The organism is Paraburkholderia sp., from assembly GCF_049581445.1.
GTDB lineage: Bacteria > Pseudomonadota > Gammaproteobacteria > Burkholderiales > Burkholderiaceae > Paraburkholderia.
The window spans coordinates 1-24,636 of the sequence record NZ_JBAURZ010000266.1; the positions used below are offsets into that span (position 1 = coordinate 1).

26 protein-coding genes are annotated in these 24,636 nt (G+C 60.2%); 12 read left to right on the forward strand and 14 right to left on the reverse strand.

Annotation, left to right across the window (positions count from 1 at the left end):
• Window positions 1-1,777, reverse strand: a 1,777-nt coding sequence (locus WCA85_RS22455) for an ATP-binding protein (RefSeq protein WP_424067057.1), incomplete at its 3' end; no start/stop codon positions are given.
• Window positions 1,778-2,041: 264 nt separating this feature from the next.
• Between WCA85_RS22455 and WCA85_RS22460 the strand changes: the two genes are divergently transcribed.
• From WCA85_RS22460 to WCA85_RS22475, 4 genes are all read left to right on the forward strand, one after another.
• Entirely contained in the window at window positions 2,042-2,368 is a 327-nt protein-coding gene (locus WCA85_RS22460; RefSeq protein WP_424067058.1) for a thioredoxin family protein, read from the forward strand.
• Window positions 2,369-2,477: 109 nt separating this feature from the next.
• A complete protein-coding gene (locus WCA85_RS22465) occupies window positions 2,478-3,218 on the forward strand; it encodes a GntR family transcriptional regulator (RefSeq protein ID WP_424067079.1) in 741 nt (246 codons plus the stop codon).
• A gap of 17 nt (window positions 3,219-3,235) precedes the next feature.
• On the forward strand, window positions 3,236-4,108 hold the full coding sequence (locus tag WCA85_RS22470) for a sulfite exporter TauE/SafE family protein (RefSeq protein WP_424067059.1): 873 nt from the start codon (window positions 3,236-3,238) through the stop codon (window positions 4,106-4,108).
• Window positions 4,105-4,467 carry a DUF1634 domain-containing protein gene (locus WCA85_RS22475; RefSeq protein ID WP_424067060.1) on the forward strand — a complete coding sequence of 121 codons (363 nt, stop codon included), beginning with the start codon at window positions 4,105-4,107 and terminating at the stop codon, window positions 4,465-4,467. Before WCA85_RS22470 ends, WCA85_RS22475 begins: the two co-directional genes overlap by 4 nt.
• Before the next feature lie 9 nt (window positions 4,468-4,476).
• On the opposite strand, the gene WCA85_RS22480 is transcribed toward WCA85_RS22475, so the two are convergent.
• Window positions 4,477-4,929, reverse strand: a complete 453-nt coding sequence (locus WCA85_RS22480; protein WP_424067061.1) for an ester cyclase — start codon at window positions 4,927-4,929, stop codon at window positions 4,477-4,479.
• 94 nt (window positions 4,930-5,023) lie between these two features.
• On the reverse strand, window positions 5,024-5,404 hold the full coding sequence (locus WCA85_RS22485; RefSeq protein WP_424067062.1) for a TraR/DksA family transcriptional regulator: 381 nt from the start codon (window positions 5,402-5,404) through the stop codon (window positions 5,024-5,026).
• A 351-nt stretch (window positions 5,405-5,755) separates the two neighbouring features.
• Here WCA85_RS22485 and WCA85_RS22490 point away from each other — a divergent pair, with 351 nt between their 5' ends.
• On the forward strand, window positions 5,756-6,097 hold the full coding sequence (locus tag WCA85_RS22490) for a DUF6566 family protein (RefSeq protein ID WP_424067063.1): 342 nt from the start codon (window positions 5,756-5,758) through the stop codon (window positions 6,095-6,097).
• A 94-nt stretch (window positions 6,098-6,191) separates the two neighbouring features.
• Here the strand turns inward: WCA85_RS22490 and WCA85_RS22495 are convergent, their stop codons facing one another.
• On the reverse strand, window positions 6,192-6,548 hold the full coding sequence (locus WCA85_RS22495; RefSeq protein ID WP_424067064.1) for a host attachment protein: 357 nt from the start codon (window positions 6,546-6,548) through the stop codon (window positions 6,192-6,194).
• Between the two features lie 388 nt (window positions 6,549-6,936).
• Here WCA85_RS22495 and WCA85_RS22500 point away from each other — a divergent pair, with 388 nt between their 5' ends.
• From WCA85_RS22500 to WCA85_RS22510, 3 genes are all read left to right on the forward strand, one after another.
• Window positions 6,937-8,676, forward strand: a complete 1,740-nt coding sequence (locus tag WCA85_RS22500; RefSeq protein WP_424067065.1) for an NPCBM/NEW2 domain-containing protein — start codon at window positions 6,937-6,939, stop codon at window positions 8,674-8,676.
• A 109-nt stretch (window positions 8,677-8,785) separates the two neighbouring features.
• A complete protein-coding gene (locus WCA85_RS22505; RefSeq protein WP_424067066.1) occupies window positions 8,786-9,415 on the forward strand; it encodes a TetR/AcrR family transcriptional regulator in 630 nt (209 codons plus the stop codon).
• Between the two features lie 96 nt (window positions 9,416-9,511).
• Window positions 9,512-9,916 (forward strand): hypothetical protein, encoded by a 405-nt coding sequence (locus tag WCA85_RS22510; RefSeq protein ID WP_424067080.1) that lies wholly within the window; start codon window positions 9,512-9,514, stop codon window positions 9,914-9,916.
• A gap of 20 nt (window positions 9,917-9,936) precedes the next feature.
• On the opposite strand, the gene WCA85_RS22515 is transcribed toward WCA85_RS22510, so the two are convergent.
• The 5 genes from WCA85_RS22515 to WCA85_RS22535 form a co-directional block, all read right to left on the reverse strand.
• Window positions 9,937-10,971, reverse strand: coding sequence for a VTT domain-containing protein (locus WCA85_RS22515; RefSeq protein WP_424067081.1), 1,035 nt, complete (start codon window positions 10,969-10,971; stop codon window positions 9,937-9,939).
• A gap of 289 nt (window positions 10,972-11,260) precedes the next feature.
• Window positions 11,261-11,578, reverse strand: a complete 318-nt coding sequence (locus WCA85_RS22520) for a chaperone modulator CbpM (protein WP_424067067.1) — start codon at window positions 11,576-11,578, stop codon at window positions 11,261-11,263.
• A gap of 9 nt (window positions 11,579-11,587) precedes the next feature.
• Window positions 11,588-12,556, reverse strand: a complete 969-nt coding sequence (locus WCA85_RS22525) for a DnaJ C-terminal domain-containing protein (RefSeq protein WP_424067068.1) — start codon at window positions 12,554-12,556, stop codon at window positions 11,588-11,590.
• Between the two features lie 109 nt (window positions 12,557-12,665).
• Window positions 12,666-13,658, reverse strand: a complete 993-nt coding sequence (locus WCA85_RS22530) for a zinc-dependent alcohol dehydrogenase family protein (RefSeq protein ID WP_424067069.1) — start codon at window positions 13,656-13,658, stop codon at window positions 12,666-12,668.
• A 92-nt stretch (window positions 13,659-13,750) separates the two neighbouring features.
• Window positions 13,751-14,026 (reverse strand): DUF1488 domain-containing protein, encoded by a 276-nt coding sequence (locus tag WCA85_RS22535; protein WP_424067070.1) that lies wholly within the window; start codon window positions 14,024-14,026, stop codon window positions 13,751-13,753.
• A 273-nt stretch (window positions 14,027-14,299) separates the two neighbouring features.
• Here WCA85_RS22535 and WCA85_RS22540 point away from each other — a divergent pair, with 273 nt between their 5' ends.
• Entirely contained in the window at window positions 14,300-14,470 is a 171-nt protein-coding gene (locus WCA85_RS22540) for a hypothetical protein (RefSeq protein ID WP_424067071.1), read from the forward strand.
• A gap of 83 nt (window positions 14,471-14,553) precedes the next feature.
• Here the strand turns inward: WCA85_RS22540 and WCA85_RS22545 are convergent, their stop codons facing one another.
• Window positions 14,554-15,879, reverse strand: coding sequence for a TAXI family TRAP transporter solute-binding subunit (locus WCA85_RS22545; RefSeq protein ID WP_424067082.1), 1,326 nt, complete (start codon window positions 15,877-15,879; stop codon window positions 14,554-14,556).
• Window positions 15,880-16,237: 358 nt separating this feature from the next.
• Between WCA85_RS22545 and WCA85_RS22550 the strand changes: the two genes are divergently transcribed.
• From WCA85_RS22550 to WCA85_RS22560, 3 genes are all read left to right on the forward strand, one after another.
• The gene (locus WCA85_RS22550; RefSeq protein ID WP_424067072.1) at window positions 16,238-16,459 is read left to right on the forward strand and encodes a hypothetical protein; all 222 of its coding nucleotides are present in this window, start codon (window positions 16,238-16,240) and stop codon (window positions 16,457-16,459) included.
• A gap of 443 nt (window positions 16,460-16,902) precedes the next feature.
• Window positions 16,903-17,169: a hypothetical protein gene (locus tag WCA85_RS22555; RefSeq protein WP_424067073.1), complete on the forward strand. Its 267-nt coding sequence runs from the start codon at window positions 16,903-16,905 to the stop codon at window positions 17,167-17,169.
• A gap of 93 nt (window positions 17,170-17,262) precedes the next feature.
• Window positions 17,263-17,592: a DUF4148 domain-containing protein gene (locus tag WCA85_RS22560; protein ID WP_424067074.1), complete on the forward strand. Its 330-nt coding sequence runs from the start codon at window positions 17,263-17,265 to the stop codon at window positions 17,590-17,592.
• Window positions 17,593-17,854: 262 nt separating this feature from the next.
• On the opposite strand, the gene WCA85_RS22565 is transcribed toward WCA85_RS22560, so the two are convergent.
• From WCA85_RS22565 to WCA85_RS22580, 4 genes are all read right to left on the reverse strand, one after another.
• On the reverse strand, window positions 17,855-19,570 hold the full coding sequence (locus tag WCA85_RS22565; RefSeq protein WP_424067075.1) for a SpoVR family protein: 1,716 nt from the start codon (window positions 19,568-19,570) through the stop codon (window positions 17,855-17,857).
• Window positions 19,567-20,838 (reverse strand): YeaH/YhbH family protein, encoded by a 1,272-nt coding sequence (locus WCA85_RS22570; protein WP_424067076.1) that lies wholly within the window; start codon window positions 20,836-20,838, stop codon window positions 19,567-19,569. The genes WCA85_RS22565 and WCA85_RS22570 overlap by 4 nt, the downstream gene beginning before the upstream one ends.
• A 112-nt stretch (window positions 20,839-20,950) precedes the next feature.
• A complete protein-coding gene (locus tag WCA85_RS22575; RefSeq protein WP_424067077.1) occupies window positions 20,951-22,873 on the reverse strand; it encodes a PrkA family serine protein kinase in 1,923 nt (640 codons plus the stop codon).
• Between the two features lie 736 nt (window positions 22,874-23,609).
• Window positions 23,610-24,371, reverse strand: a complete 762-nt coding sequence (locus tag WCA85_RS22580) for a 2-keto-4-pentenoate hydratase (protein WP_424067078.1) — start codon at window positions 24,369-24,371, stop codon at window positions 23,610-23,612.
• Between the last annotated feature and the right edge of the window lie 265 nt (window positions 24,372-24,636).

Here is a 24,636-nt window from a genome sequence, read left to right on the forward strand (position 1 = left end):
GCTCAGGCACCGCCGCCGGCAGCACCGCGGGCAGTGCTGCCGGCGGCAAGTTCACCGTAAAGCGGCTCCCGGCGCCGGGTTCGCTATCCACGCGGATCGCGCCACCGTGCAGCTTGACGAGTTCCTGCACCATGGCGAGACCAATGCCACTGCCCTCGACCGAGCGACCGGGCGAGCCCGCCACCCGGTGAAAGCGCTCGAAGAGCCGCGGAACCTCTTCAGGCGGTATGCCGATACCGGAGTCGCCGACACTCATCTCGACGCCGCCGTCCGGCGTCTCTTTCACCGCCACCGTGATCGAACCGCTGAAGGTGAACTTGAACGCGTTCGACAGCAGATTCATCACGACCTTTTCCCACATCTCCCGATCGATCTGCGCGATCACGGGACGCGGCCCGCACTCGACCACGAGTTGCAGCCCGACCGTCTCGATGGCCGAGCGAAACAGCGCGGCGAGTTCAGCGGTAAACGCGGACACATCGGTCGGCTGGGGATTGATCTGAAAACGCCCGGCTTCGATACGCGAAAAATCGAGCAGTGCGTTGACCAGTTTCAGCAGCCGCAGACCATTGCGATGCGTGATCTCGAGCAGGTTGCGATCCGCCTCGTCGTGAGCATCGGGCCGCACCAGCATCTCTTCGAGCGGACCCAGCATCAGCGTGAGCGGGGTGCGGAATTCGTGGCTGATGTTCGAGAAGAACGTCGTCTTGGCGCGGTCGACTTCGGCCAGCGCTTCGGCGCGCCGCCGCTCTTCTTCATAGGCATGCGCGTAGGCGATCGCGGCGCCTATCTGCCCCGCAACCAGGTTCAAAAACCCGCGATAGCTCTCGTCGAACAGACGGCACGGATTGAGCGCGACCACCAGCACGCCCGCGCGTGCCGCCTCGCCACCGGTCATGACCGGCAGGATGACGGCCTGCTGCGGCTCGAGACTCCACACGCCACTCGGCAGGCTGGCGCCAAAGCGCTGCGCCAGATCGGTCACGAGCATCGGGCTCTGGGTCCGCAGCACATCGGCAAACGGCCAGCAGGGATTCTGCTCGGCGTGCATGGAGGCAGGCGCAGCCTTGTGGCCCGGCGTGATTCCAGTTGCGCCCGCCAGCGTGACCTCGCTGCCGCCCAACTCTGCGACGTACAGCAAAGCGAATGGCAGATCGCGCGGATTGGTCGCGAGGGCGCGCGCGCTCGCCTCGCATACGTCGCCCCAAAGACGCGCATCCGCCGTGGATGCGGCAAGCTCGCGCAACAGCATGAGCTGGCGCTCCCCGATCACCCGCGAGGTGTCGTCGCTGTTGGCGCAGATCATGCCGCCAGCGGTGCCGTCGTCAGTGGGAACCGGGCTATAGGAGAACGTGTAGTACGTCTCTTCCGGAAAGCCGTTGCGCTCCATGATCAGAAGCTTCTGCTCGACGAAGATACCTTCGTCACCCGTCAAGGCCGCGTCGAGTAACGGCTCGATTTCGGTCCAGATTTCACGCCAGACGATGGCTGTCGGCTGCCCCAGCGCCACGGGATGCTTACCGCCGACAATCGACTTGTAGGGGTCGTTGTAGAAGAACAGCAGTTCGTCGCCCCAGCCGATCCAGATAGGCTGGCGCGAAGTGAGCATAATGCGGATCGCGGTTTTGAGTCCCTGCGGCCAGTTTTCCGGCGCACCGATCGCGGTCGAGCTCCAGTCGTAGGCGCGGATCAGCGCTCCCATTTCGCCGCCGCCGACCAGGAACGTGGTATTCAAGCTGGCGCGCAACGCGTCAGCCGTTGAACTGTCCGGCTTCATCCGCGCAATCTCCTCAACATGTCTACGTTGTATTGGTGGATACGGGTGCTAACTGCTAGTGCAAGCACCGCCGCGTCACCCCGACGCGGTAAGCGAGCTACAAACGGATCCTGCAAGATTCTCGCATGCAATGCGCACGTCCAGGCACTCCCAGAAACGATTCTGCGATGCTTCGACGCCGCGCCCCTCAGCGAGCTCCGCGTAGTCTGTCGAATCTGCCGTTTTCCGCTACATTAAAAGCATCACAAAAGCGCGAATGCCCCCATGACCACTCCCACTCCGTATTCCACCACTTCGCCCACCCGTGCCGAGGTCGATGCGCTGGCGGGCGCCACCGTCCTTGAATTCGGCACCGATTGGTGCGGGTACTGCCGCCGAGCCCAGCCGGTTATCGGAGAGGCCTTCAACGGCCATCCGGAGGAAGTCCGCCACCTGAAAATCGAGGACGGTCCGGGCCGGCCGCTTGGCCGCTCATTCAAGGTCAAGCTCTGGCCGACCCTGATCTTCCTGCGCGATGGCGCTGAAGTGGCGCGCGTCGTCCGGCCGACCGAGATCCTGCCCGTCGAGCAAGGATTGGACGCCCTCGGCTGAGCGTCTCGCGTTCAGCGTAGCCGTCGCCCACCCCAACGCTGCAGGCTGGCTGGTTCAAGGCGGCATCAGGTTGACATAGTGACGTCATGATGTCACTATGTCCCCTATGATGATCGATCCCGACAGCAGCGTTCCGCTCTACGCCCAGGTTGAAGCCGTGCTGGCGGCCAGCATTGCTGACGGCACCTATGCCCCCGGCAGCCAGTTGCCCAATGAAGAGAGCTTGCTCGAACGCTTTGGCGTCAGCCGCACCACGCTCCATAAGACAGTGCAGAACCTGATCAAACGCGGGCTGATAGAAATTCGCCGCGGCAAGGGCACCTTTGTCACCCAGCCTCGCATCACGCAGGAACTCACTGAACTGAGCGGCTTCGTTGAAGACATGCAGGCGCTCGGTCGGCATCCGACGGCGCAACTGCTCGACAAACGGGTCATGCCCGCCAGCGACCTCGCGGCGCGGCGGCTCGGTCTGATGGCCGGCACGCTGGTCGTGCGGATTCAGCGCGTACGTCTCGCGGACGGCGTGCCCTTGTCGTTCGACGAAACATGGTTGCCGAAGGAAATCGGCGAAAAGGTGATCGGCAACGATCTGGATACCGAACCAATTTTTTCGTTGCTGGAAGAGAAATACGACACCCCCCTGCTCGAAGCCGAATACCGGCTCGAAGCCACCTGCGCTGATCCGACAGTGGCACACGCACTCGGTATTGAACGCGGCAGCCCGATCCTCCTGATCGAGCGCACCTCGTATAGCGCGGGGCATCGGCCGGTCGACTACGAAAAGCTTCACTACCGGGGCGATCAGATCCAGTTCGTCACCCGCCTCGCGCGGCGCGCGAAGCGCGCCTGACTGAGAGGCTTACCATCATGGATCTGGCATTCGGCGCGTGGCTCTTTGCGGTATCCCTTGGCGCAAGCGCGCTCGGCGGCATGCTCGGGATGGCGAGCGGCATTTTCATCGTGCCGCTGCTCACGCTGTTCGGCCACCAGGACATCCATGTGGCGATCGGCGCGAGCATCGTCTCCGTCATTGCCTGCTCATGCGGCGGCGCGGCGCCCTTCCTGCGCGCCCGGCTGACCAACGTGCGCCTCGCAGTGGTGCTGGAAACCGCTACGACGCTCGGCGCATTGTGCGGCGTGCTGCTGGTTGGACTCATCCCTGTGACTGCTTTGTTTGTGCTGTTCGCCGTGGTGTTGCTCCTGTCCGCGAGACAGATGCTGGCGCGGCGCGTGGATCCGATGGGTGGATCAACTGTGGCAGGCGCCGTCAGCACGAGTGGCTGGGGGGCTTCGCTTGGACTCGACTCCAGCTACCCGGATCAAGCGCTCGGTCGCGAGGTGGACTACCGCGTGCAACGCGTGCCGATGGGCATGGCGCTCATGTATGGCGCAGGGCTGATTTCGGCGCTGCTGGGCATCGGTAGCGGTGTTCTGAAAATCCCCGCCATGGATACGGCGTTGCGCTTGCCCATCAAGGTCTCTTCCGCGACATCCAATTTCATGATCGGCGTGACCGCAGCGGCCAGCGCAGGCGCTTATTTCCTGCGCGGCGATATCATCACCGCCGTGGCTGGCCCGGTCGCGCTAGGGTCAGTCGTAGGAGCCGTGCTCGGCGCACGGATTCTGATGCGCGTGCCGAACGACAAGCTGCGGGTGATGTTCGTCGTCATTCTCGTGGCGCTCGCCGTGCAGATGCTATGCGAGGCGTTTCACTTCAATCCGTTCAGGAGTTGGACATGAGTCGCGCCATCCCCACCGAAGCCGCCCTCGCCGCCAGAGTCGTGCTTGAACGACGCCTTGCCACCTTGCTCAAATACGGCACCTGGCTCGCCTCGTTGATCATCGCGGCAGGCTTGCTGCTGACGCAGGGTGCGTCGTACCTTGGCATGCATCAAGCGGCGCACGCGCAGGGTATGCAGATCGTCACCGTAGGCATTGCGTTGTTCATCTTCCTGCCGGTTCTGCGACTGATGCTGATGCTTGGCGTATTTCTGCATCAGCGGGACTATCGCTTCACCGCCGTCACAACGCTGGTCCTGTTGATCGTGTTCGCCGGATGCGTGATCGGCGCGCACATGAGCGGTGGCGCGGCCGGTTGAGGAAGTGTCCTAGTGCAGCCCTCCCTGACGATCGAGCGTTTTTGGTAACTGACCAAGTTGCCGGAATACAGATAGCCAGTCCTCAAGGTGCCAGGTCTTTTCGATCAGATTTCCGCGCATCTGATGAAACGAATGAATCGCAAACCGGACGGTTTTGGAACTTCCATCGATACCGAGCAACTTTCCGCTTTGCTTGCCGCTGATCTCCGCGCGTACGGCCGCCCGATTATCGTGAATCAGCAAGTCGAGAATAGTGATTTTCATATCGGGAAGCGCGACCGCCATCTCCTCGAACACGCCGACCATCTGGTCGCAGCCTGGAACAGCGCCGGCGGGCTCGGGAATATATTCCCAATCCGGGGTGACGACCTTGCGTAACATCGGGACGCTTTTCGCTTCAAAAGCGCGATAAAACTCTTCAATTACGTCCTGTACGAAACCTTGGTTTGAACCTGGGGTCATGACCGGTCACTCCTGAAAGTGCTGGCAACAATGGTTCGATTAAAGTAGATGCTCGACTTTGCGTTGTCATGCATTGCGCAACGTCGCGACGCCTTCACTTGCCGGCATCGCGGCGGCTCTGCTCCTCAACGGTGAAGATCGCCTCGGGTACGGCCTCGAGCCGGGCTTGGGGTATGGGATCGCCACTCTCATCGGATAGACCGTAGGTACCATCGTCGATCTTCTGCAGCGCGCGTTCGATATCGCCGACGCGCTGATCATTCGCGTCGTGCAGCGCCTGGTTGATCTCGTTTTGCGCCATGCCCTGCGCCGCGTCCTCGAACTCCTCGGGCTCGTCGCCATGCTCCTCCTGCGCTGCCCGCTGATCGGCGATCGTGTCTTCTTCTCCGCCCAGCAGTTCCTGGCGCATCGCTTCAAGACGCGTGCGCTGCTGTGCGATGAACGCCTCACTCAAGTTACCCTGTTTCTCAGACATGGTTCGCTCCGTTGCCTTGATTCGCCTCGTTCATCGAGGTTGCTGTAACGTCAAAATGAATTCATCCGACGAAATGTCTCACCGCGTGCCCACAGATTCAAAATAAACGCTGGACTCATCATCTGTATCTATTCTGACTATCGATACTGAAATGCTTTAGATACCGGCCCCTATGTAGAAGTCTATGAGCAAGCCCTGGCTAAGTGAACCGTGATTTCTCCGATGGTATCTATTGGGAGAAAACATCTCGCGGCGTGCCGTTCAGGCCGAATATCCTGCTGTAGTGCCATGCGAATTACGGCATGATAGTGCTCTGGGCGAAGCATTCACGCCGCAAGCACGCGAGCGTCGATGATGAACGCAGCCAAGGAGAAAATGATGCCAGCCTCCACTGTTTCATACGGCGAATTTCAAATCAACGTACAGCCTGAACTAAACGGGCGTGGCGCGTGGATTGCCAAGGTCAGCGTGCGTCGCGGCGATCAGTCGATCGTCGACGAGCGTCCGGGAACCGTTCAGCCTGAATGGCTCAACGAGGAAGAAGCCACCCGGGACGGGGTCGAATGGGGGCGTCGGTTCATCGATCACGAATTCAACTCGCCGCAGTCTCGCTCCTGGGTTGCCGAACGGTCTCATGCGGAAGTGTGGTTCCGCGATGCCGAGGAATCGAGTGGTCCCAAAGCCGACACTTAGGCAGTGCGACGACAGTTTCGGTCAAGCGCCCGCATTCGTCATGAAACGATGATGTCTCAAACGACGTGATTCGCTTGACGTAAAAGGCAAGCGCTTATTCGCGCTTCAGGCGCGCCTCCAGTTGCCGGGCATTGAGTGTCGACAGGTCCTCGCTCACCTGCTCGAAAATCAATCGACGCGTCTCCTCACTTAGATTCGCCTTGACCATGCCTAAAAATTTTGGCTCGATAACGATCCTCAGCCGGTCATAGCGTTGATGGAGCCGCCCGTCTTCGACATAGCTGGCAACACGCCTGGCAAATTTCTCGCGGTCTTTCTCCGTGAGCATCGTACCGGTGAATTCCGTGTTGATGAGGTCTTCGATCTCCTGAAGATCGAGCGCAAGGCCCGGTGTTTTGAAAACACGTGCACGCCCCCCGTCAGCCACAACAAGCCAGGTAACGCCGATCATCTTGCACCTCCAGACAGGGATTTTTCAGGCACGTCTCAACCGCGCGTAACCAACAACGCTCATTACTGAAGATAGCAGTTCTTCCCGAATACGCCATGGCCCATTTACCGATTCACCGGATCGATCTACCGGGTGTAGTGAGGTTGCGGTAAAAACGCTTCGATCCCGCCCCTTGCGCATGACGGGCAATTGAACGATCGGCATAAAGTACGTGATCCTTACTATCTGGATGCTGCGTCGCAACGGATCCAGACTCCTGGTATGTGACACGCTTTCGCCGGGATTGCATACGCTTTCTGTGAGGTCTACGCTTTATGCATAAGTCGGGGGCACGCACTTTCCCCCGGCATGCGATGACGCGAGAGCGCTTCGCAAGGGAGACATGATCATGCGTGCGCGATCCACGTTCAGGGCAATCCTGATTCCTCTCCTCGTTGCCTTATGTTCTGCGCTCGCCGGTTGTGGCGACGGCGTGAACAGCAACGGCGCAATCTCGAACGGGTCGCCTGACCCTGGTATCGCGCTGACTCAGGTGCGCTTCATGACTCCGCCAATGGGCTGGAACTCATGGAACACCTTTGCCTGCAAAGACACCGAAGCCATCATCAAATCGGTCGCCGACGCGATCGCTGCCAACGGCATGGCTGCCGCCGGATATCAATACGTGACGGTTGACGATTGCTGGGTCGGCGGTCGAAACGCGACGACCGGCCAGTTGTATTCGAACGCCACAACGTTTCCCGATGGCATGCAGGCGCTCGCGGCTTACGTGCATAGTAAAGGCCTTAAATTCGGCCTGTACACCTCAGCCGGCACCAACACGTGCGCTGGCATCGCGCATGGGACGCGCCCCCCATCCTATCCGCCGGGCGTTGGCGCCGGCAGCCTCGGTCATGAGAGCGTCGATGCACAGACGTTCGCCAACTGGGGCGTGGATTACATGAAGTTCGATTACTGCGGTGGGAGCCTCACGGCCTTCCCTGCGATGCGCGCGGGAATCGCGGCAACGGGCCGTACCATGTTTCTGAGTATCAACCCGTATAGTGCAAATCTGACCTTGCCGACCAACTTTGCATCGGACGGGACGCTCTACGTTCCCGCTTATGCGGACATGTCCCGCATTTCGCAGGATATCTCGGCCAATTTCAACTCGGTCACCTCGATCATCGACATCAGCGCGGCTGACGCTGCGTGGGCCGTGCCTGGCTACTTCAACGACATGGACATGCTTGAAGTAGGCAATGGCATGACCGAGGACCAGGACACCGCGCACTTCATCATGTGGGCGATCATGTCGAGCGGATTGAATGCCGGCAACGACGTGCGCAGCCAGAGTGCCGCAACCCAGGCATTGCTCACGAATGCCGGAGTCATTTCAGTGAACCAGGACGCGCTCGCGCTGCAGGGCGTGATGGACACGGCAGACAGTTCCGGCTCGCTGCAAGTGTGGACGAAGCCGCTGGCGACGACGGGTACGCGTGCTGTTGCGTTACTTAATCGGGGCACAGCCGCAGCGCCCATCACGGTGAATCTTTCTAGCCTCGGACTCGGTGGTCCGGTTCAGGCAACCAACGTCGTGACTGGCGCGAACCTGGGGACAGTGACACAAAGCCTCACTCAGACGGTGCCGGCAACCGGTGCGGTGCTAATCAAACTCACTGGCACTGACCCCGTTGCCACCAATGGCCCGCTCGCGCTGCAGAGCTGGGTGTGGTCTGCGGTGCAGTCAGGCACGGTCGCGGTCAAGGTCTTTCCCGCCGGTTCGCCCTTGCCGACCGGTGCCTCCGCCGCGGGGGCGGTCGTCGTCCATGGCGCGAGCTATATTGACGGCATGACGGTCAATGCACCGGCGCAACTCGTCTACCGTCTGGATGGAAACTGCTCCACTTTCCAGAGCGACATAGGACTCGATGCGGCCGCGCAAGGCGCCGGGACGGTCGACTATCAGGTGTGGGCCGATAACATCGAACTCTACGATAGCGGGCTCGTGACCAGTTCGACGCCGATCAAGACAGTGAAGGTCAGTGTTGCCGGTCGCAAGACCCTGCGACTCGTTGTGACTGATGGACAGAATGGCGTGACGAATGACGTGGCCGACTGGGCCAATCCGACGTTGGTATGTTCGTGACGCGTTTGCCGTCTGGACGTGCTCCACAAATGCGAACATATTGCTCATATTCTCGGCAAGGAGGAAGGAGGCTGATCTGACCACTCGCATTACTTCGCCGTCGAGCGCTATGCGCAAACTGCCGCGCCAGGCGCGCGCGCTTGCGACGACCGACGCGATACGCGACGCCGCCGCTCACGTTCTCGGCGAACGCGGCTGGCAGGGCCTGACGACGAACACGGTTGCCGAGGCCGCTGGCGTCAGCATCGGTTCGCTCTATCAATACTTCCCGAACAAGCTCGCGCTCATCGAGGCGGTCCGCCGACGGCACTTCGACGATATCCTTCTGGTACTTCGAAACGCTTCGGACAAAACGATGCCGCGCGAGCGCCGCATCGCGGCATTGGTCGAAGGCATGATCGCAATACATAGCCGATACCCGGCGGCTCATCACGCGCTACTCAACGAGTGTCCGCGCGGCGAGGACTCCCGGCGCACGCATGATTTCTTCGCGAAGGAGTGGCGAAAAAGTTATGAGGCGGTCTTTGCGGCCAACGCCAGGCGCGCGGGTGATCAGTCTGGTATCGGCGCGTCGCTGCTCGCCGGTGCGTTGGCGGGCGCCGTGCATGAGGCCGCGCGTCGCGGCACGCTTGATTCGCCCGTCATGAAGCAGGAACTTCTCACGATGGTGGACGCTTACCTGGCGAGACGGCAGACTGTTGAGTTGCCGGAGCCGGCCACGACGCAAGCACGCCGTTAATGAAAGAGGCCGTAACGTGGGTGGTCAGCGTTAAAGCCCCTTGGGCAAGTTGCCATTACAATCCACCACTTCAATCCGACAACCGTGATTCGCGCCATGAAATCCCTTCTTGCATTGACACTCGCGGCGGCCATCATGACCGCAGGCACTGCCGTTCAAGCGCAAACGGCCGCGGGCAGCAACACGTCTGAAAGGCAGTGCGCCAAGGGGTATGTCACCGGTGTCGGCGGATCGGCACAAAGCATGCGCGACTACCTTGCCACCCCCGACCGGGACAGATTTCGCTACATCGCCGACAACCCGATCCAATGCCAGGTCTCCGACGACGATCGTGCATCAAACTGCACCGGCGTCACGAACCTTCGGCATGAGGAGATCAGCGTGTACGACGATAGCGACAGCACGACGATGGCCGTCGTCACGCGCGTCGAACTCGACCATGGGAAGACCTACCCCGTGATCATCGTGGTGATAAAAAAGGACGTGCAGTGCGACGAGTGAATACGCGCACCGTCATCCAGTCACGACGTTGATCGCTCCGTGATATGTGCCCGTACCGTGTACTCATTATCGCGTACGGGGTCCGCACTGCCCTCGTCAAGCGCCGGCGCGTGAAAGTCGGCTGATAGCGGCTCAACCGGATAGCCACGCCGCTCCCATGCGTCGAGCCCGCCCTTGAGTGCATGGACGTTGTGAATATTCTTGCGATGCAGTTGCGTCACGATGCGCTTGGCCGTCGCCTCGTTGGGACACACGCAATACACGACGATGTCGTGCTCGAGCCACTGCGGATCCAACTGCTCGGGCGAGTCCAGATCGAGCGCCCGCGCGCCGGGAATCCGATACGCCTCCTTGGCACGCACCTCCGACGGTCGCGCGTCGAAAACGAGCGGCGGCGTGCTCGACTTCATCAGCTCATCCAGTTGCTCCGGCGAAATGCGGAACGTGGCAAGCCAACGACGAAACTTCAGCCGGCGCATCCACCGATAAGCCACAAAAAGCACGGCCACCAATGCGAACACGTGGAACACCGTGCCGCCGTTATGCCGAACCAGCACCATCAGTTGCGTGATTTCATCGTGCAGCGCCGCGCCGCCTATCAGCCACACACCCGCCCACAGCGACGCGCCAAGCAGGTCCCAAAGCAGGAAAATGCGCGCATCCATGCTCGTCGTACCGAGCAACGGCGAAGCGATCAACCCCAGGCCCGGGACGAATTTGGCCAACGTGAGAATCGGCGCGCCATGGCGCTCGAAGATATTGCGCGCCACCCGTACCGTGGCGTCGAAGGACAGTGAAAAGCGCACCAACCCATTAAGCAGCCGTCTGCCGCGCAGCCGTCCAGCAGTGAACCAAAGTACATCAGCGAGCACGGTCGCGCTCACGGCCGCAAGGAACACGCTGGAATACGATACGTCGCCCGCCTCCGCCATGGTGCCGGCGAGAACCAGCATGGGAGCGGCCGGCACCGGTAAGCCCAGTTGCGTGACCAGTACACTCATGAAGACCGCCCACGCACAGAACGCGGGTGGAATCGCCGTCGGAAAATGCCACACCATACTGCCCCCCGGAGCATCAGCACCGTTGCCTGACTACGTCTGCCCAGCAACCCGCTTGCTCACGATGGAACAGGTGCGACAGCCCGTACGAACGATGCGCGCCCCTCAGACCGGTCGGGAAAAGACCCCCGGCCCACAGCGGGCACATCGTCGACTTCGGGATTCTAAACAAAAACGCCTGCGGCCGTCGTGCAGGCGAGCAGCCACGAAATGTGGTACGCGGGAGGTCACGCGCTATGACGGCCGCCGTGAGGGGCCGCCTCCTTCAAGCGCATGAAACGCTGCCTCAGCCCTTGCGCATGCGGCGCGGGTTGGCCCGCAGCGCCTCGATCTCATCGAGCAACTGAAGTGCGAGTGCGATGCCCGGCGGATTGATCTCCAGGTCCATGGCGAGATGATGTGCCGTGCGCACCCGGCGCAATTCGGTGCCTCTGAAGCGCCATTCCTGCGGTGCGGCGCCGCGCGGCTCAAAGGCGCCCTCGGCCACCCACAAGCTCACTTCTTCGACGGATGCCCCGCTCACCCGGCACAACTCGACCAGAGTGAACTCGACTTCTTCATTGATGATCTGGCCTTCCAGATAGGTCGTCACGGACTCGTTCATGATGAGTGATTACCCATAAAAATGTGCGCGTGGGTCGAAATGGAACGCCTGCCGCATCGCGTTGTAGGCGGCCGCGGCCTGTTCCGTGTCGGCAGGCGGCAAGACGATGTTCAAGACCACGTACAGATCCCCGGGTGAACTGCCCGGAATGCCCTTGCCTTTGAGCCGCAAACGCCGGCCCGCGGCGGAACCCTTCGGTACCGTGATTTCAACGATGCCGTCTGGGGTCGGCACCTTGACTTGCGCCCCAAGCGCGGCTTCCCAGGGGGCGAGCGGCACATCGATCGAAACATCGCGGTCGTCGACCCGGAAACGCGGATGCTCCCGAAACCCGATCTCCAGAAAGAGATCGCCAGCCGGCCCGTCGCCCAAACCGGGGCCGCCCTGGCCGGCCAGTCGCAACTGCTGTCCCGCCTTGATGCCCTTGGGGATGGTGACGTTCAGCGTACGCGACTGCAGCGTCACGTGGCCCTGCGCATCCACTTCGGGCATCTGCAAGGTGATGCCTCGCTGCGCGCCAAGATAGGCGTCTTCCAGATCGATCAGCACTTTTGCATGATGATCCTGCCCGCCCATTCCGGTGGCCGCGCCGCGGTGCCGGTGACCCGTGTGGGCGTGGCCGAACATCGAGGCGAAAAAGTCTTCGAGGTTCGGGTCGTGGCTGGAGTCGTAATTGGGATCGCCGTTCGCCTCGCCGCCTCGTCCGCGGAATTCGAAGCCTTCGTCCCAGTTGGGCGGCGGTTGAAACTCCTCGCCGTTCTGCCATTCGCTGCCCATGCGGTCGTACGCGGTGCGTTTTTCCGGGTCTTTCAGCACCTCGTACGCCTCGCCCACTTCCTTGAAACGCTCTTCCGTGTCGTCGAGCTTGCTGAGGTCCGGATGATACTTGCGCGCAAGTTTGCGGTAGGCGCGCTTGATGTCGTCCTGGGTCGCGCCGCGCTCGAGCCCGAGGATCTGGTAATAGTCCTTGTATTTCATTTGAAAGGCAGCCCCATAAGGATGGAAGATGGCCGTGCATTTCGCGCGTAGCCGGCTACCCTCCCTGGCTACACGACTCTTACTCTATACGAGAACATCGTGACGCCGCTCAGGGCCCGCGCATTGACAGCACCGCCGCTCCGCTCAGGCGTCCTTCACGCAGATCGGCCAGTGCGCGGTTCGCGTCGCCGAGCGCATAGGTGCGGGTGTGGAGTTCGAGACGGGTCTGCGCGGCGACGCGCATGAATGCCAGGCCATCTTCACGGGTCAGATTGGCCACGGACACGACGCGTCGCTCACCCCACAGGAACGCGTACGGGAACGATGGAATGTCGCTCATATGAATGCCGCCACACACCACGATGCCGCCCTTGGCGACCGCTTTCAGCGCTTGCGGAACCAGCGCGCCAACCGGGGCGAACAGCAACGCGGCGTCGAGTTCGTCGGGTGGCGCATCCTCGCTGCTGCCGGCCCACCTTGCGCCCAGGCGCATCGCGAGATGCTGCGCCGCGACGTCGCCACGACGCGTAAAGGCGTAGACGCTGCGTCCCTGATGGCTTGCCACCTGCGCGACGATGTGGGCCGCCGCCCCAAAGCCGTACAAACCGACGCGCTGCGCGTCACCCGCCATGCTTAGCGTGCGATAGCCGATCAGGCCCGCGCACAGCAAGGGCGCGGCTTCGATGTCCGAATACTGCGGCGGCAGCGCAAAGCAATACTGGCTATCGGCAACGGTGCGTTCCGCGTACCCGCCGTCGATCGTGTAGCCGGTGAAGCCTGCCGCATCGCAGAGGTTTTCCCGTTGCGCGAGGCAGAACCGGCAGTGCCCGCAGGTGTGCCCCAGCCACGGCACGCCTACCCGCTCGCCCACGGCGAAACCGCTGACGCCCTCGCCCAGCGCCGCCACCGTGCCGACGATCTCGTGGCCGGGAATAACCGGGCGTTTCGGATGCGGCAGTTCGCCGTCGATCAGGTGAAGGTCCGTGCGGCACACGCCGCACGCATGCACGTCGATCAGCAACTGACCGGCCGCAGGAACCGGATCGGGCACCTGCATCTCGCGCAGTTGCAGGACGCTGCTGTCGAACAGCATGGCGCGCATCGCTTGACTCCTTCGAATCGGGGCGCCGCAGCCCAGCCGCACGCCGCCTGGCACGGGTTTATTGCCAGCACATTTACGCGCTCATGGCCCACTTATTCGGCGAAGCGGAAACATCCGCCATGCAGCAAGACCGGTTTGCCGCCGACTTCCAGCAGCATGCGCTGCGCCTCGTGTTCGATGGCGCGCCGGTGGGAATCGAAGGCGCTCAGCAGGTCGCCCTCGCGCAGGGATACTGCGCCGAAATGCTCTTCCAGCGCTTCGGCGGTGATCGCGCACTGAACCGGCTTGCCGTCCACGACGGCCGGAAAGACGATCACGAGGTCACGGCCACAGTACTCCGGGCTTTCTTGCGGAAAATGGATGTGCATGACGCCGGCCTCACGGAGGAATGGTCTTGCATGCGGATATGCCGATACACGGATCGGCGGCGACGCGAAACGAGCGTTAGCACTCGCGCATCGGGACAACGGATCTGCCGAGGCGGGATACGCCCCTTCTATCAGAATAGTCGACCCGTGCCAGTCCACAAGGGTACTTACGGGTTCACTACGAGCGATTCCGGCGGGCAGGACCGGGCGTTGCTACATCCCTTGATAAGACCCGCACGGGACCGATGGATGTTTTCACCCAAGGAGCATGTGATGAGCGAAACCAAAGAGACGACCAAACCGGATCTTGAGCACCCGCAGCCCGCTACTCACAGCGACAACGAAAAGAGCAAAATGCCGGAGCGACACGATGAATCGCGTAAGCAGTCACCAGCGGACCACCCTGGGAAAAAACCGGGCGAAGGGGAACCGTCGGTGAGCTGAGTGCGAAAGCCCGCGCGTTGGTCATACCTGCTCCCCTGGCAGCGCGACGGGGTTAATCCTGCGGGTCCGCTGCTGCGCACGCCCTATTCCCTGAGCGCGACGCCCGGACCCTCTTTCACGCGTTCGGCCACCTGATCGATACGACCTCGCACGATGCCGATCGCCTGCTTCAGCAGATACACATCATGAAAGTACCGTTGCGGCATTCTGATCTGGCTGGCATGCGCGTCAATGCTCTCGATCTCGGAACGCCACTGCGCAACCTGTTCTGCGGTTGGTTGACTGCTGTATTTCCATACTTCGTCTTCGAGCGATTTGACCTCGCGGTACCACACCACGAGGCGCTTCTTGATACGCGCCTCCACCATCCGCGGCAACGCCTGTAACAGGCCCAGCAGCAAGGCCATAAACGGCAGCAGAATCAGCAACCGCCGCTCGATGAAGCTGGCCAGCCAGAATGGCAGGTAACGCTGCAAGAACGGCCGGCCCGATTTGAAGAAGCGCTCGCTTTCTTCGGAGACAGGGAATTCCTCGCTATTCAGATTAGGAAACGCAGCCATTGGGGTGAAGTAGTCCTCGCCGCCATGCACGGTTTTCGCCGCGTCCAGCAGCAAATAGATAAACGCGGGATGCAGCGTGTCCTTGGACACCAGCAATGCGGTGGCCGCGAGCAGCGTGACGTCGCTCCGCGGCAGGTCATTGACGATGCTGGTCGACGCACGCGGAAAAATTACTTTGGATAACGATGGGAATTTTTGCACCAGGGCATCGGCCTGGGCAAAGCTCATCAGCTTGAGGTTGCTGTTTAGCAGCGTGGTCTGCATGGCCGCATCGGGTCTGCCGATAAAGAAGGCCGCATCCAGTTGACCGCTTTCGAGGCCTTGATAAGCCTTGTCCGCATCCAATTGCAGCATGGTCGTATTGGCCCCGGTCACGCCGCTGTCGCCGAGCAACACTTGCGCGACGTCAAGCAGCCCGCTGCCGGGCACGCCGACCGACACCCGTTTGCCGCGAAGCTGGACGAGCCGGTTGATCACCGTGTCGCCGCGGTAGAACACCCAGATAGGCTCATACGAAACCGCCGCGATGATCTGCAGGTGATCGCTTTCTTGCGGACGGGTCGTGCCCGACTGGATGAAGCCCACTTCGTAGGGACTATTCGGATCTTTCAGCCGCTCATAGTTTTCGACCGAACCAGACGAGCTGCGGATATCGAGCTTGATGCCCTGGCGCTTCAGGATAGGCGCATAGCGGTCGGCAAAACTGCGATAAATGCCCCCGTCCGCGCCGCTGGTAATGACGATGGTGCGCTGGAACGCAGGCTCGACCACGACCTTCAGTCCCCAACCCAGCGCCATCAGCAACACCACCACACCGATGATGTACAGGCGCCGCCGCGCCGGCGTCATAAGCGCTTTCTGGTTGCGATGAAGCGCTGGGTTGTGCCTGGGCATGGTAAGGCTCGCTTGTTCGAGCTCTCCCGCCAAACCTGCGCCATGCGGGATGAATGGGAGCGACGCGCGCCGCCGCGTGGGTGGCGCTGCACAGCAAGCTGGATAATGCAGCCCTTCGGGCCTCCTTGTCCACATCCCCTCCGGCGCACTCAGGTAGTCGCGCGCGATCCACAGAACGCAGCAACACTGCTGTAGTAAGCGGCATTTCTGCTAAACACGAAGCCGCGTTTGCAAACGCCTATTTGTCGTTTGCCGCGATCAATGCGGCTGACTAGCATCGAGGCTGAACATTCAGATCACGAGGCAAACCATCATGTCCCCGCGTGCCTGTTTCAAACCCCGTGTGATCGAACCCGTAGCCACCAACCGCCCCGAAGGTCTCGGACTCGCGGTCGAGTTATGGCTTGCCCGGCCGGTCGACGGCATTGCGGGGCACGCCCTGCAGATTCATCTGCGCGACGATACGCAGATGGCGCAAGCCGAAGCGTTGCGCGACCTGTTGCATCAACTGGGTATGGATATCGTCGTGTCGTGACCGGCACGCGTCGCGCGCAAGCGCGGCCTGAGCGTGCCGTGAGCAGCTCAAAAAAAAGACGCCCACCGACCGGTCCTCGGCGGGGCGTCCAATACGCACATGTATTCTCAGAGCACCTTCAAGGTACGGTGCCAAAAGGTCAGCAGCAAGACAGTCAAAAATACGGATTTGTGGGTTAGCGCACATTTCTCCGCAAAATTTGCCGCATCGCACCAAATCCGTCGCTCTGTCCTCCTCATTCCTCCTCGTCCACTCCGCTGTCAGCCCGACCAGACGAGCCTGACAGGATTAGCAGCGATTCCGAAATAGTCATTTCGCACTATCGATACAAATATCTCATAGTAGGGGTATACACTGTACTTCATCGACGTTGCAGACAAACCCCTCAAGACCCTGTCGCGACGCCTTCCTGAACTGAAGTCGAAACGTTATTGGAGTCCACCATGAAGACCAAGATCATCGCCGCTTTGCTGGTTGCCGCTTCCGCCACCCTCGCCGCTCCGGCTTTCGCAAGCGGCTACGGCCCGGCACCGTTCTATCGTCCGACAGTTGGCGCGCCCGCTTCGCAACAAGGCCAAAGCGTACAAACCGTTGCAGCTGAACGTGCTCAGGCAAACGCCAATAGCTCGTACGGCGGCGTAAGTAGCGAATCGTCGCAATCTGGCGCCCACCCGATTGCCGCTCTGAAGTCGCTGTTCCGCGGTCATTAATCTGCACTGACAGCCGTTTGGTTTAAGCGATCTGTATGCGCTCATTAGCGCCTTGATCGCGATCGAAAAAACAATCTTTGGAGGTCAATGATTATGAAGTCGCTTATCCAGGCTGTTGCTATTGCCGCTGTTCTCGCCGCTCCGGTGGTTTCGTTCGCCCAGTCGAACCAGCCGGTGACCCGCGCCCAGGTGCGTGCCGAACTGGTCCAACTGGAAAAGGCCGGCTATTCGCCTGCGAGCGGTCGTGACCCGTACTACCCGTCAGACATCCAGGCAGCGGAAGCGCGCGTGGCAGCTCAAAACGCGACGGCGCAAGCTGAAACGACCGGTTATGGTTCGGGCAGCAACGGCAACTCGCAAGCGGGCCAGCGTGCTGAGTTCCGGGCTAGCTCGTACTCTGCGCCGGTGTACATGGCCAGGTAAGTTGCCTGCAAGCGGTTGATCTGCCGTATCGAGCCAGGGTCGCGGCTCACATGAAGGTTCAAATGAATGAAACAGGCCCGCGATCCGATTAGACGCGGGCCTGTTTGCCAGCAGTACCGAAATCCTCCGTCGCCAGATGCCTGGTGACTTTATTGCCCAGCTCCCTGTCTGGGCATCTTTTTTTGCGGCACGCTCTTTCGCAGACCTCGTTATGTTTTGTGTGATCCAAACGAACGAGGGAGAGTGTGTCGTCAAAACCTGATCAAAGCCGCACCGCTGGCGGCACGTAACGGCACTCGTAACGCTTCCTGACCGTGCCGTTCTCATCGACGCTCTCCAGATACACGTCGAATTGCCACAGCCGCGCCATGTGCTTGAGCACCTCATCGCTATCGCCGGACAGATGCCGGTTGTCGCTCATGAAATGCCGCAGCGTCAGACTGCGGTCGCCGCGCGTGTTGACCGACCAGACCTGGATGTTCGGTTCGCGATGATGCATGTCGTACTGCCGTGACAACGCTTGCCGCACGTACTGATAGCCGCTGTCGTCATGGATGGCGGAAACTTCGAGCGCATCGCGCATATCGTCGTCCAGTACCGAGAAGAGGCGCATTTCCCGAATCAGGTGCGGCGACAGGTACTGCGCAACGAAGCTCTCGTCCTTGAAATTGCGCATCGCGTAGTGCAGCGATTGCAGCCAGGGGCTGCCCGCCAGTTCGGGAAACCAGCGGCGATCTTCATCCGTGGGGTTCTCGCAGATGCGGCGAATATCGCTCATCATCGAGAACCCAAGTGCATATGGATTGATACCGCTGTAATACGGTTTCGTCACCGGCGGTTGATAGACCACGTTGCTGTGCGAATGGAGAAACTCCATCATGAAGCCGTCTTCCAGCTTGCCCTGGTTATACAGAGTGTTGAGCAACGTGTAGTGCCAGAACGTGGCCCAGCCTTCGTTCATCACCTGGGTCTGACGTTGTGGATAGAAATACTGGCCGACCTTACGCACGATCCGGATGACTTCGCGCTCCCACGGCTCCAGCAGCGGCGCATTCTTTTCCGCGAAATAGAGCAGATTTTCCTGCGGCTCGGGCGGATAACGCTCGTCAGTTTCCTCGGGCAATGGCGTGTGCCGCGTGGGCAACGTGCGCCATAACTCGTTGACCTGCGACTGTAGATACGCCTCACGTTCACGGCGCGCCGCCGACTCCTTCTGCAGTGACAGCTTTTGCGGCCGTTTATAACGGTCCACGCCGTAATTCATCAGCGCATGGCAGGAGTCAAGCAGTTCCTCTACCCGGTCCATGCCGAACCGCTCCTCGCACTCCGCAATATAGTTCTTCGCGTAGACGAGGTAATCGATGATGGCATGCGCATCTGTCCAGAGCTTGAACAGATAGTTGCCCTTGAAGAACGAGTTGTGCCCGTAAGCCGCGTGCGCGATGACGAGCGCCTGCATCGTCATCGTGTTCTCTTCCATCAGATATGCGATGCAGGGATTCGAATTGATGACGATCTCGTACGCCAGCCCCATCTGTCCGCGACGGTAGCTTTTTTCAGTGGCGAGAAAATGTTTGCCGAACGACCAGTGCCGGTAGTTCACCGGCATGCCGACGGACGCGTACGCGTCCATCATCTGTTCAGCGCTGATGAGTTCGAGCTGGATCGGATACACGTCAAGCTCATATTGCTCTGCAACATGGGCAATATGTGTGTCGTACTCTTCGATCAGCTCGAAGGTCCAGTCGGACGGGCACGGCAAAGGCCTTCTATCGGCTACGTTCATACGGACTTCCCTTTGCCACTCAATGGGCGTTCCGGTGTGTCCCCGTGCTGCTGCAGTTTCATCAGGACCTGCTCCCGCCTCGACGGCATCTTTCGCCGCGACGGGTTGGGCATGCCCGGAATCCTGCTTCGGCACGCCTTTGCGCTCCGGCTGATAACCGCGCGCTTCATTGTGCAGATGTTTGGTGCTCATGACGACGCCACCTGCTTTTCAAACAACTCCCTGAACACTGGATAGATGTCGGCGGCCGTCTCGACCTTCTTCATCGCCATGTGCGGCTGCGAGAGCGCGAGTTGCGCGTATTCGAGCCACAAGTTCTGCTCTTCGGGCGTTACCTGAATATACGCAAAATAGCGCACCTTCTCGAGAATGTCATCTGCCAGAATCTTGCGGCACTTCGGCGAGTCGTCCGTCCAGTTGTCGCCGTCAGAGGCCTGAGCGCCGTAAATATTCCATTCAGTTGGCGAATAGCGCTCGTCCATCACTTTCTGCATCAGCTCAAGCGCGCTCGAAACCACCGTGCCGCCGCTTTCCGTGGAATGGAAAAAGGTGTCTTCGTCGACTTCCTCGGCGCGCGTATGGTGACGAATGAACACCACCTCGATACGCTCGTAATTGCGCTTGAGAAACAGGTACAGCAGGATAAAGAAGCGCTTGGCCAGATCCTTGCGCTGCTCGTCCATCGAACCCGAGACATCCATCAGACAGAACATCACGGCCTGGCTGGACGGCGTCGGCTGCTTTACGCGGTTCACGTAACGCAGATCGAACGGATCGATAAACGGAATGCGCCAGATACGGCCACGCAGGTGATGGATTTCCTCTTCGAGTACCTTGATATCTTCGCGGCGGTCGTCGTGGTCCGCCTTCATGATTTCGAGTTGCCGCTCGAGTTCATGCAGTTCATTGACGAGCGGTGCGCCAAGCGCAATGCGCCGGCCAAGCGCACTGCGCAATGAACGGACCACGTCGATATTGTTCGGCGTGCCTTCAGCCGCCCAACCCGCGCGAATGCTCTTCCAGGTAGGGACTGCCAGCAAATGGGTTTTGACGAGGCGAGGCAACTCGAGGTCGTCGAAGAAATACTGCATGAATTCTTCGCGGCTCAACTCGAACACGAAGTCGTCCTGACCGTCGCCTTCATTGCTGGCCTGGTTGCCGCCACCACCACCGCCACCGCCCTGCGGACGCGGAATCTTGTCGCCGCGAATGTAATCCGAGTTACCCGGGTGCACCATTTCGCGCTTGCCGCCCGGACCATGCCGGAACGAAGGCTCCGCAATGTCCTTGCGCGGAATCGTGATGCTCTGGGTGTTCTGGATGTCCTTGATGCTCCGGTCGCGTACCGCTTCCGAGACGGCGCGACGAATGTAGTTTTTGACGCGACGCAAAAAGCGTTCGCGGTTTGCAATGCTTTTGTTCTTGCCAGCTAACCTGCGGTCGATGATTTGATGAAGCACATCCGGTCTCCCGTGTCGGCATCATTGCAACGTCATGTCCATGCAACACGCGTCTCGCAAGGTGCCCGCGCGGACTCCAACCTCAGGCCGCGCGAGCGGCACGCCAAGCCAATCATGACGACTTGCGCACACGCAGATACCAGTCGCACAGCAGCCGCACCTGCTTGGGCGTGTAGCCCTTTGCGACCATCCGGTTGACGAAGTCTTCGTGCTTGCGCTGTTCCTCGGCCGAGCCTTTAGCGTTGAACGAGATCACCGGCAAAAGTTCTTCCGTGTTGGAGAACATCTTCTTCTCAATCACGACGCGCAGCTTTTCATAGCTGATCCACGCCGGATTCTTGCCTGCGTTTGCAGCACGCGCGCGCAGCACGAAGTTGACGATCTCGTTGCGGAAGTCCTTCGGGTTGCTGATGCCGGCAGGCTTCTCGATCTTCTCCAGCTCTGCATTCAACGATGCACGGTCGAAACTCTCGCCGGTATCGTGATCGCGGAACTCCTGATCCTGAATCCAGAAGTCGGCATACGTCACATAACGATCGAAGATGTTTTGCCCGTACTCCGAATAGGACTCCAGATAAGCGGTCTGAATCTCCTTACCGATAAATTCCGCATAACGCGACGCGAGCACGTCCTTAACAAACGACAGATACTTCTGCTCGGTCTCCGGTGGGAACTGCTCGCGCTCGATCTGCTGTTCGAGCACATACATCAGATGCACCGGGTTGGCGGCGACTTCGGTTGAATCGAAGTTGAACACGCGTGAGAGGATCTTGAACGCGAAGCGGGTCGACACGCCGGTCATCCCTTCATCGACACCGGCAAAGTCGCGGTATTCCTGATATGACTTGGCCTTCGGGTCGGTGTCCTTCAGGTTCTCACCGTCATACACCTGCATCTTCGAGAAGAGGCTCGAATTTTCCGGCTCCTGCAACCGCGTCAACACCGACATCTGCGCCATCATCTTCAAGGTGCCAGGTGCGCACACCGCGCTTGCCAGCGACGAGTTGCGCAACAGCTTCTCGTAGATCTTGATCTCTTCCCCATAACGCAGGCAATACGGCACCTTGACTACGAAAATCCGGTCAAGCAGTGCTTCATTATTGCGGTTATTGCGGAATGCCTTCCATTCCGACTCGTTCGAGTGAGCGAGAATCACGCCATCAAACGGAATCGCGCCGAAGCCTTCCGTGCCCTTGAAGTTACCTTCCTGGGTAGCGGTAAGCAGCGGGTGCAACACTTTAATTGGCGCCTTGAACATTTCGACGAATTCGAGCAGGCCCTGATTCGCGAGGCACAGGCCACCGGAGTAGCTGTACGCATCGGCGTCATCTTGTGCATATTGCTCGAGCTTGCGAATGTCGACCTTACCAACCAGGGACGAAATATCCTGATTGTTTTCGTCACCCGGTTCCGTCTTGGCGATACCGATCTGCCGCAAGATGGAGGGATAGCGACGCACGACGCGGAACTTGCGAATGTCGCCGTTGTATTCATGCAGGCGTTTGACGGCCCACGGACTCAGGATGCTTTTCAGGTAGCGGCGTGGAATGCCGTACTGCTCTTCGAGGATCGGACCGTCCTCGTCATAATCGAAAAGCCCTAGCGGCGATTCGTTCACCGGCGAGCCCTTGATCGCATAGAACGGCACGCGTTCCATGAGTTGCTTCAAACGCTCCGCGATCGACGACTTGCCACCACCGACCGGGCCCAACAGATACAGAATCTGTTTCTTTTCTTCGAGCCCCTGGGCCGAATGCCTGAAGTACGCGACCACCTGCTCGATCACGTCTTCCATTCCGTAGAACTCACGGAACGCGGGGTATACCTTGATGACCTTGTTCGCGAAGATACGCGACGTGCGCGGATCGTTGCGAGTGTCGATCTGTTCCGGTTCTCCGATTGCCGTCAACATGCGTTCGCCAGCCGTAGCGTACGCGGCGGGATTGTCTTTGCAGAGCGCGAGATACTCCTCGAGCGAGAGTTCATCTTCTCGCGTTTTCTCGAAGCGGGTCGCGAAACTGCTGTAGATATCCATGCTACCTCCTCGCCAAAGTCTAGACCGATGTCGTGCGCGGCGCGCTAATCGGAAACGACATCGCTCGAATTCATCCTAAACCCTTTTAAATTTTTTTTCACGGACTACGTGATGAAAATCGTGCCGTGGTGCGCTCCCCACAAACCTCACTTGGAAACGTGAATTCGGTCACCTACAATCTTCCGTCCAGATCACAGCCATCTTCACTGCTGTGATGCGCGAAACATCCATACGTGCAGCATGCACGAGCGTTCCAGCAGTGCATCGCTCAAGCTGCTCGATCTGCCCAATGCTCCCGATTCTCTACCGCTTTTTTGCTCAACGCATGGGTTGAGCATTTCGACTACAGCCGTGATCGAGTGTTACATCTTGGCTCGTGCTTCATCACACCATGGTCTTCTAGTGATTCGTCACTGCACGACAGATTTCGTTCACACCGAAATGCGCGTAATCACACAGAGAGCGCGCAAGCGGATATCCACTTTGCCGGAAGGGTCAGTGAGCCGCTTATCACAGTGTCCATGCATCTATAAGAGGTATGTCGGTTGCGCGCACACCGGCTTGCATAGGTGTATACGGCTAGGGTCGATCCGCGGATGCGGCGGCCGGGTCATGGCGACCCGTCGTGCTGGATGACAAGGTGTGGGCACCTGGAGCGTTGCGCGTCACGTGGTGCATGAGCGCCCGCCAACGCGCTGGGCGCAGGCGCTTCCGGGCGCAGGTTGTAGTGAGCAGGTCAGGTCAGGTCGATCTCGACGCCACCCAGGCCGTCAATATGACCATGTACCCGGCCAGGCTTGCCGGCCTTGTGCGCGCCAACGTACGAACCAGTGGTAATTGTCCAGTCGGGTTCGATCGTAATACCCATTGCCGCGCAATGATTGACGAACCATACGAGCAATTCGCGTGGATCGCCCACCGGGTTGCCGGTCGCTTCCGGCACCAGCGACTCGCCATCAAAGGTCAGGGCCAGGTGCGGCGAGACAAAATCGAACGTGCGCGCGAATCCCGCATACGCCACGGGATGGCCAGTCACGAGCGCACCGTTATTCTGGGCATCGGCCAGTTGTGCAAGCGGCGCGACATCGGGCCACTCGGTAAAGCGGCTGTCCACGAGTTCGATGGCCGGCAACACCACGCCGACCCGTGCAAGCACCTCGTCACGCGCATAGGCTTCGCGGCGCGGCTCGATGGCCTCGCTGAAGCGAAACGCCACTTCCAGCTCCAGAAAGACGCGAAAGAAGCCGGCATGGGCAAGCCTTGCCGGCGACTCGAGCACCAGCGAAGCGGGAATTGGCGCGCCAGAAGCGGCCGCGCCCGGCGCCCTCGCGCCGATCTTCCACCCGCCGGTCGACTCGCCGAGCCCGGTAATCACGGCCTGCTGGATCGCATAGGCGGTGGCCGCGTCAGGGGGCAAGCTATCGGGCGGTGGCGCGTCGGTCAGGCGATGCTGCTGGCGCGCCTGAACGAGGCGATGCGCGAGGTCGTATGGCGTCATGTCGGTCCTTTCTGGCTGGCGCATGGGGTAGATGGCAAGAGGCATGGACGGGGCGCGACTACAACCCGGGTTCGCGCACGTCAATGTACCGGAACACGGGTCGAATCGGGACCCTTAACAGGGCGATAACGAAAAAAGACCACGGTTGCACGCGCAACCGTGGTCTCGTCCCTGACCATCCTTACTGTTATGTTCCGGCTTAGAACGTTTCCCAATCCTTGTCGGTGCCTGCCGTGGCGCCGGCCAGCGGAGCAGGGGCAGGGGC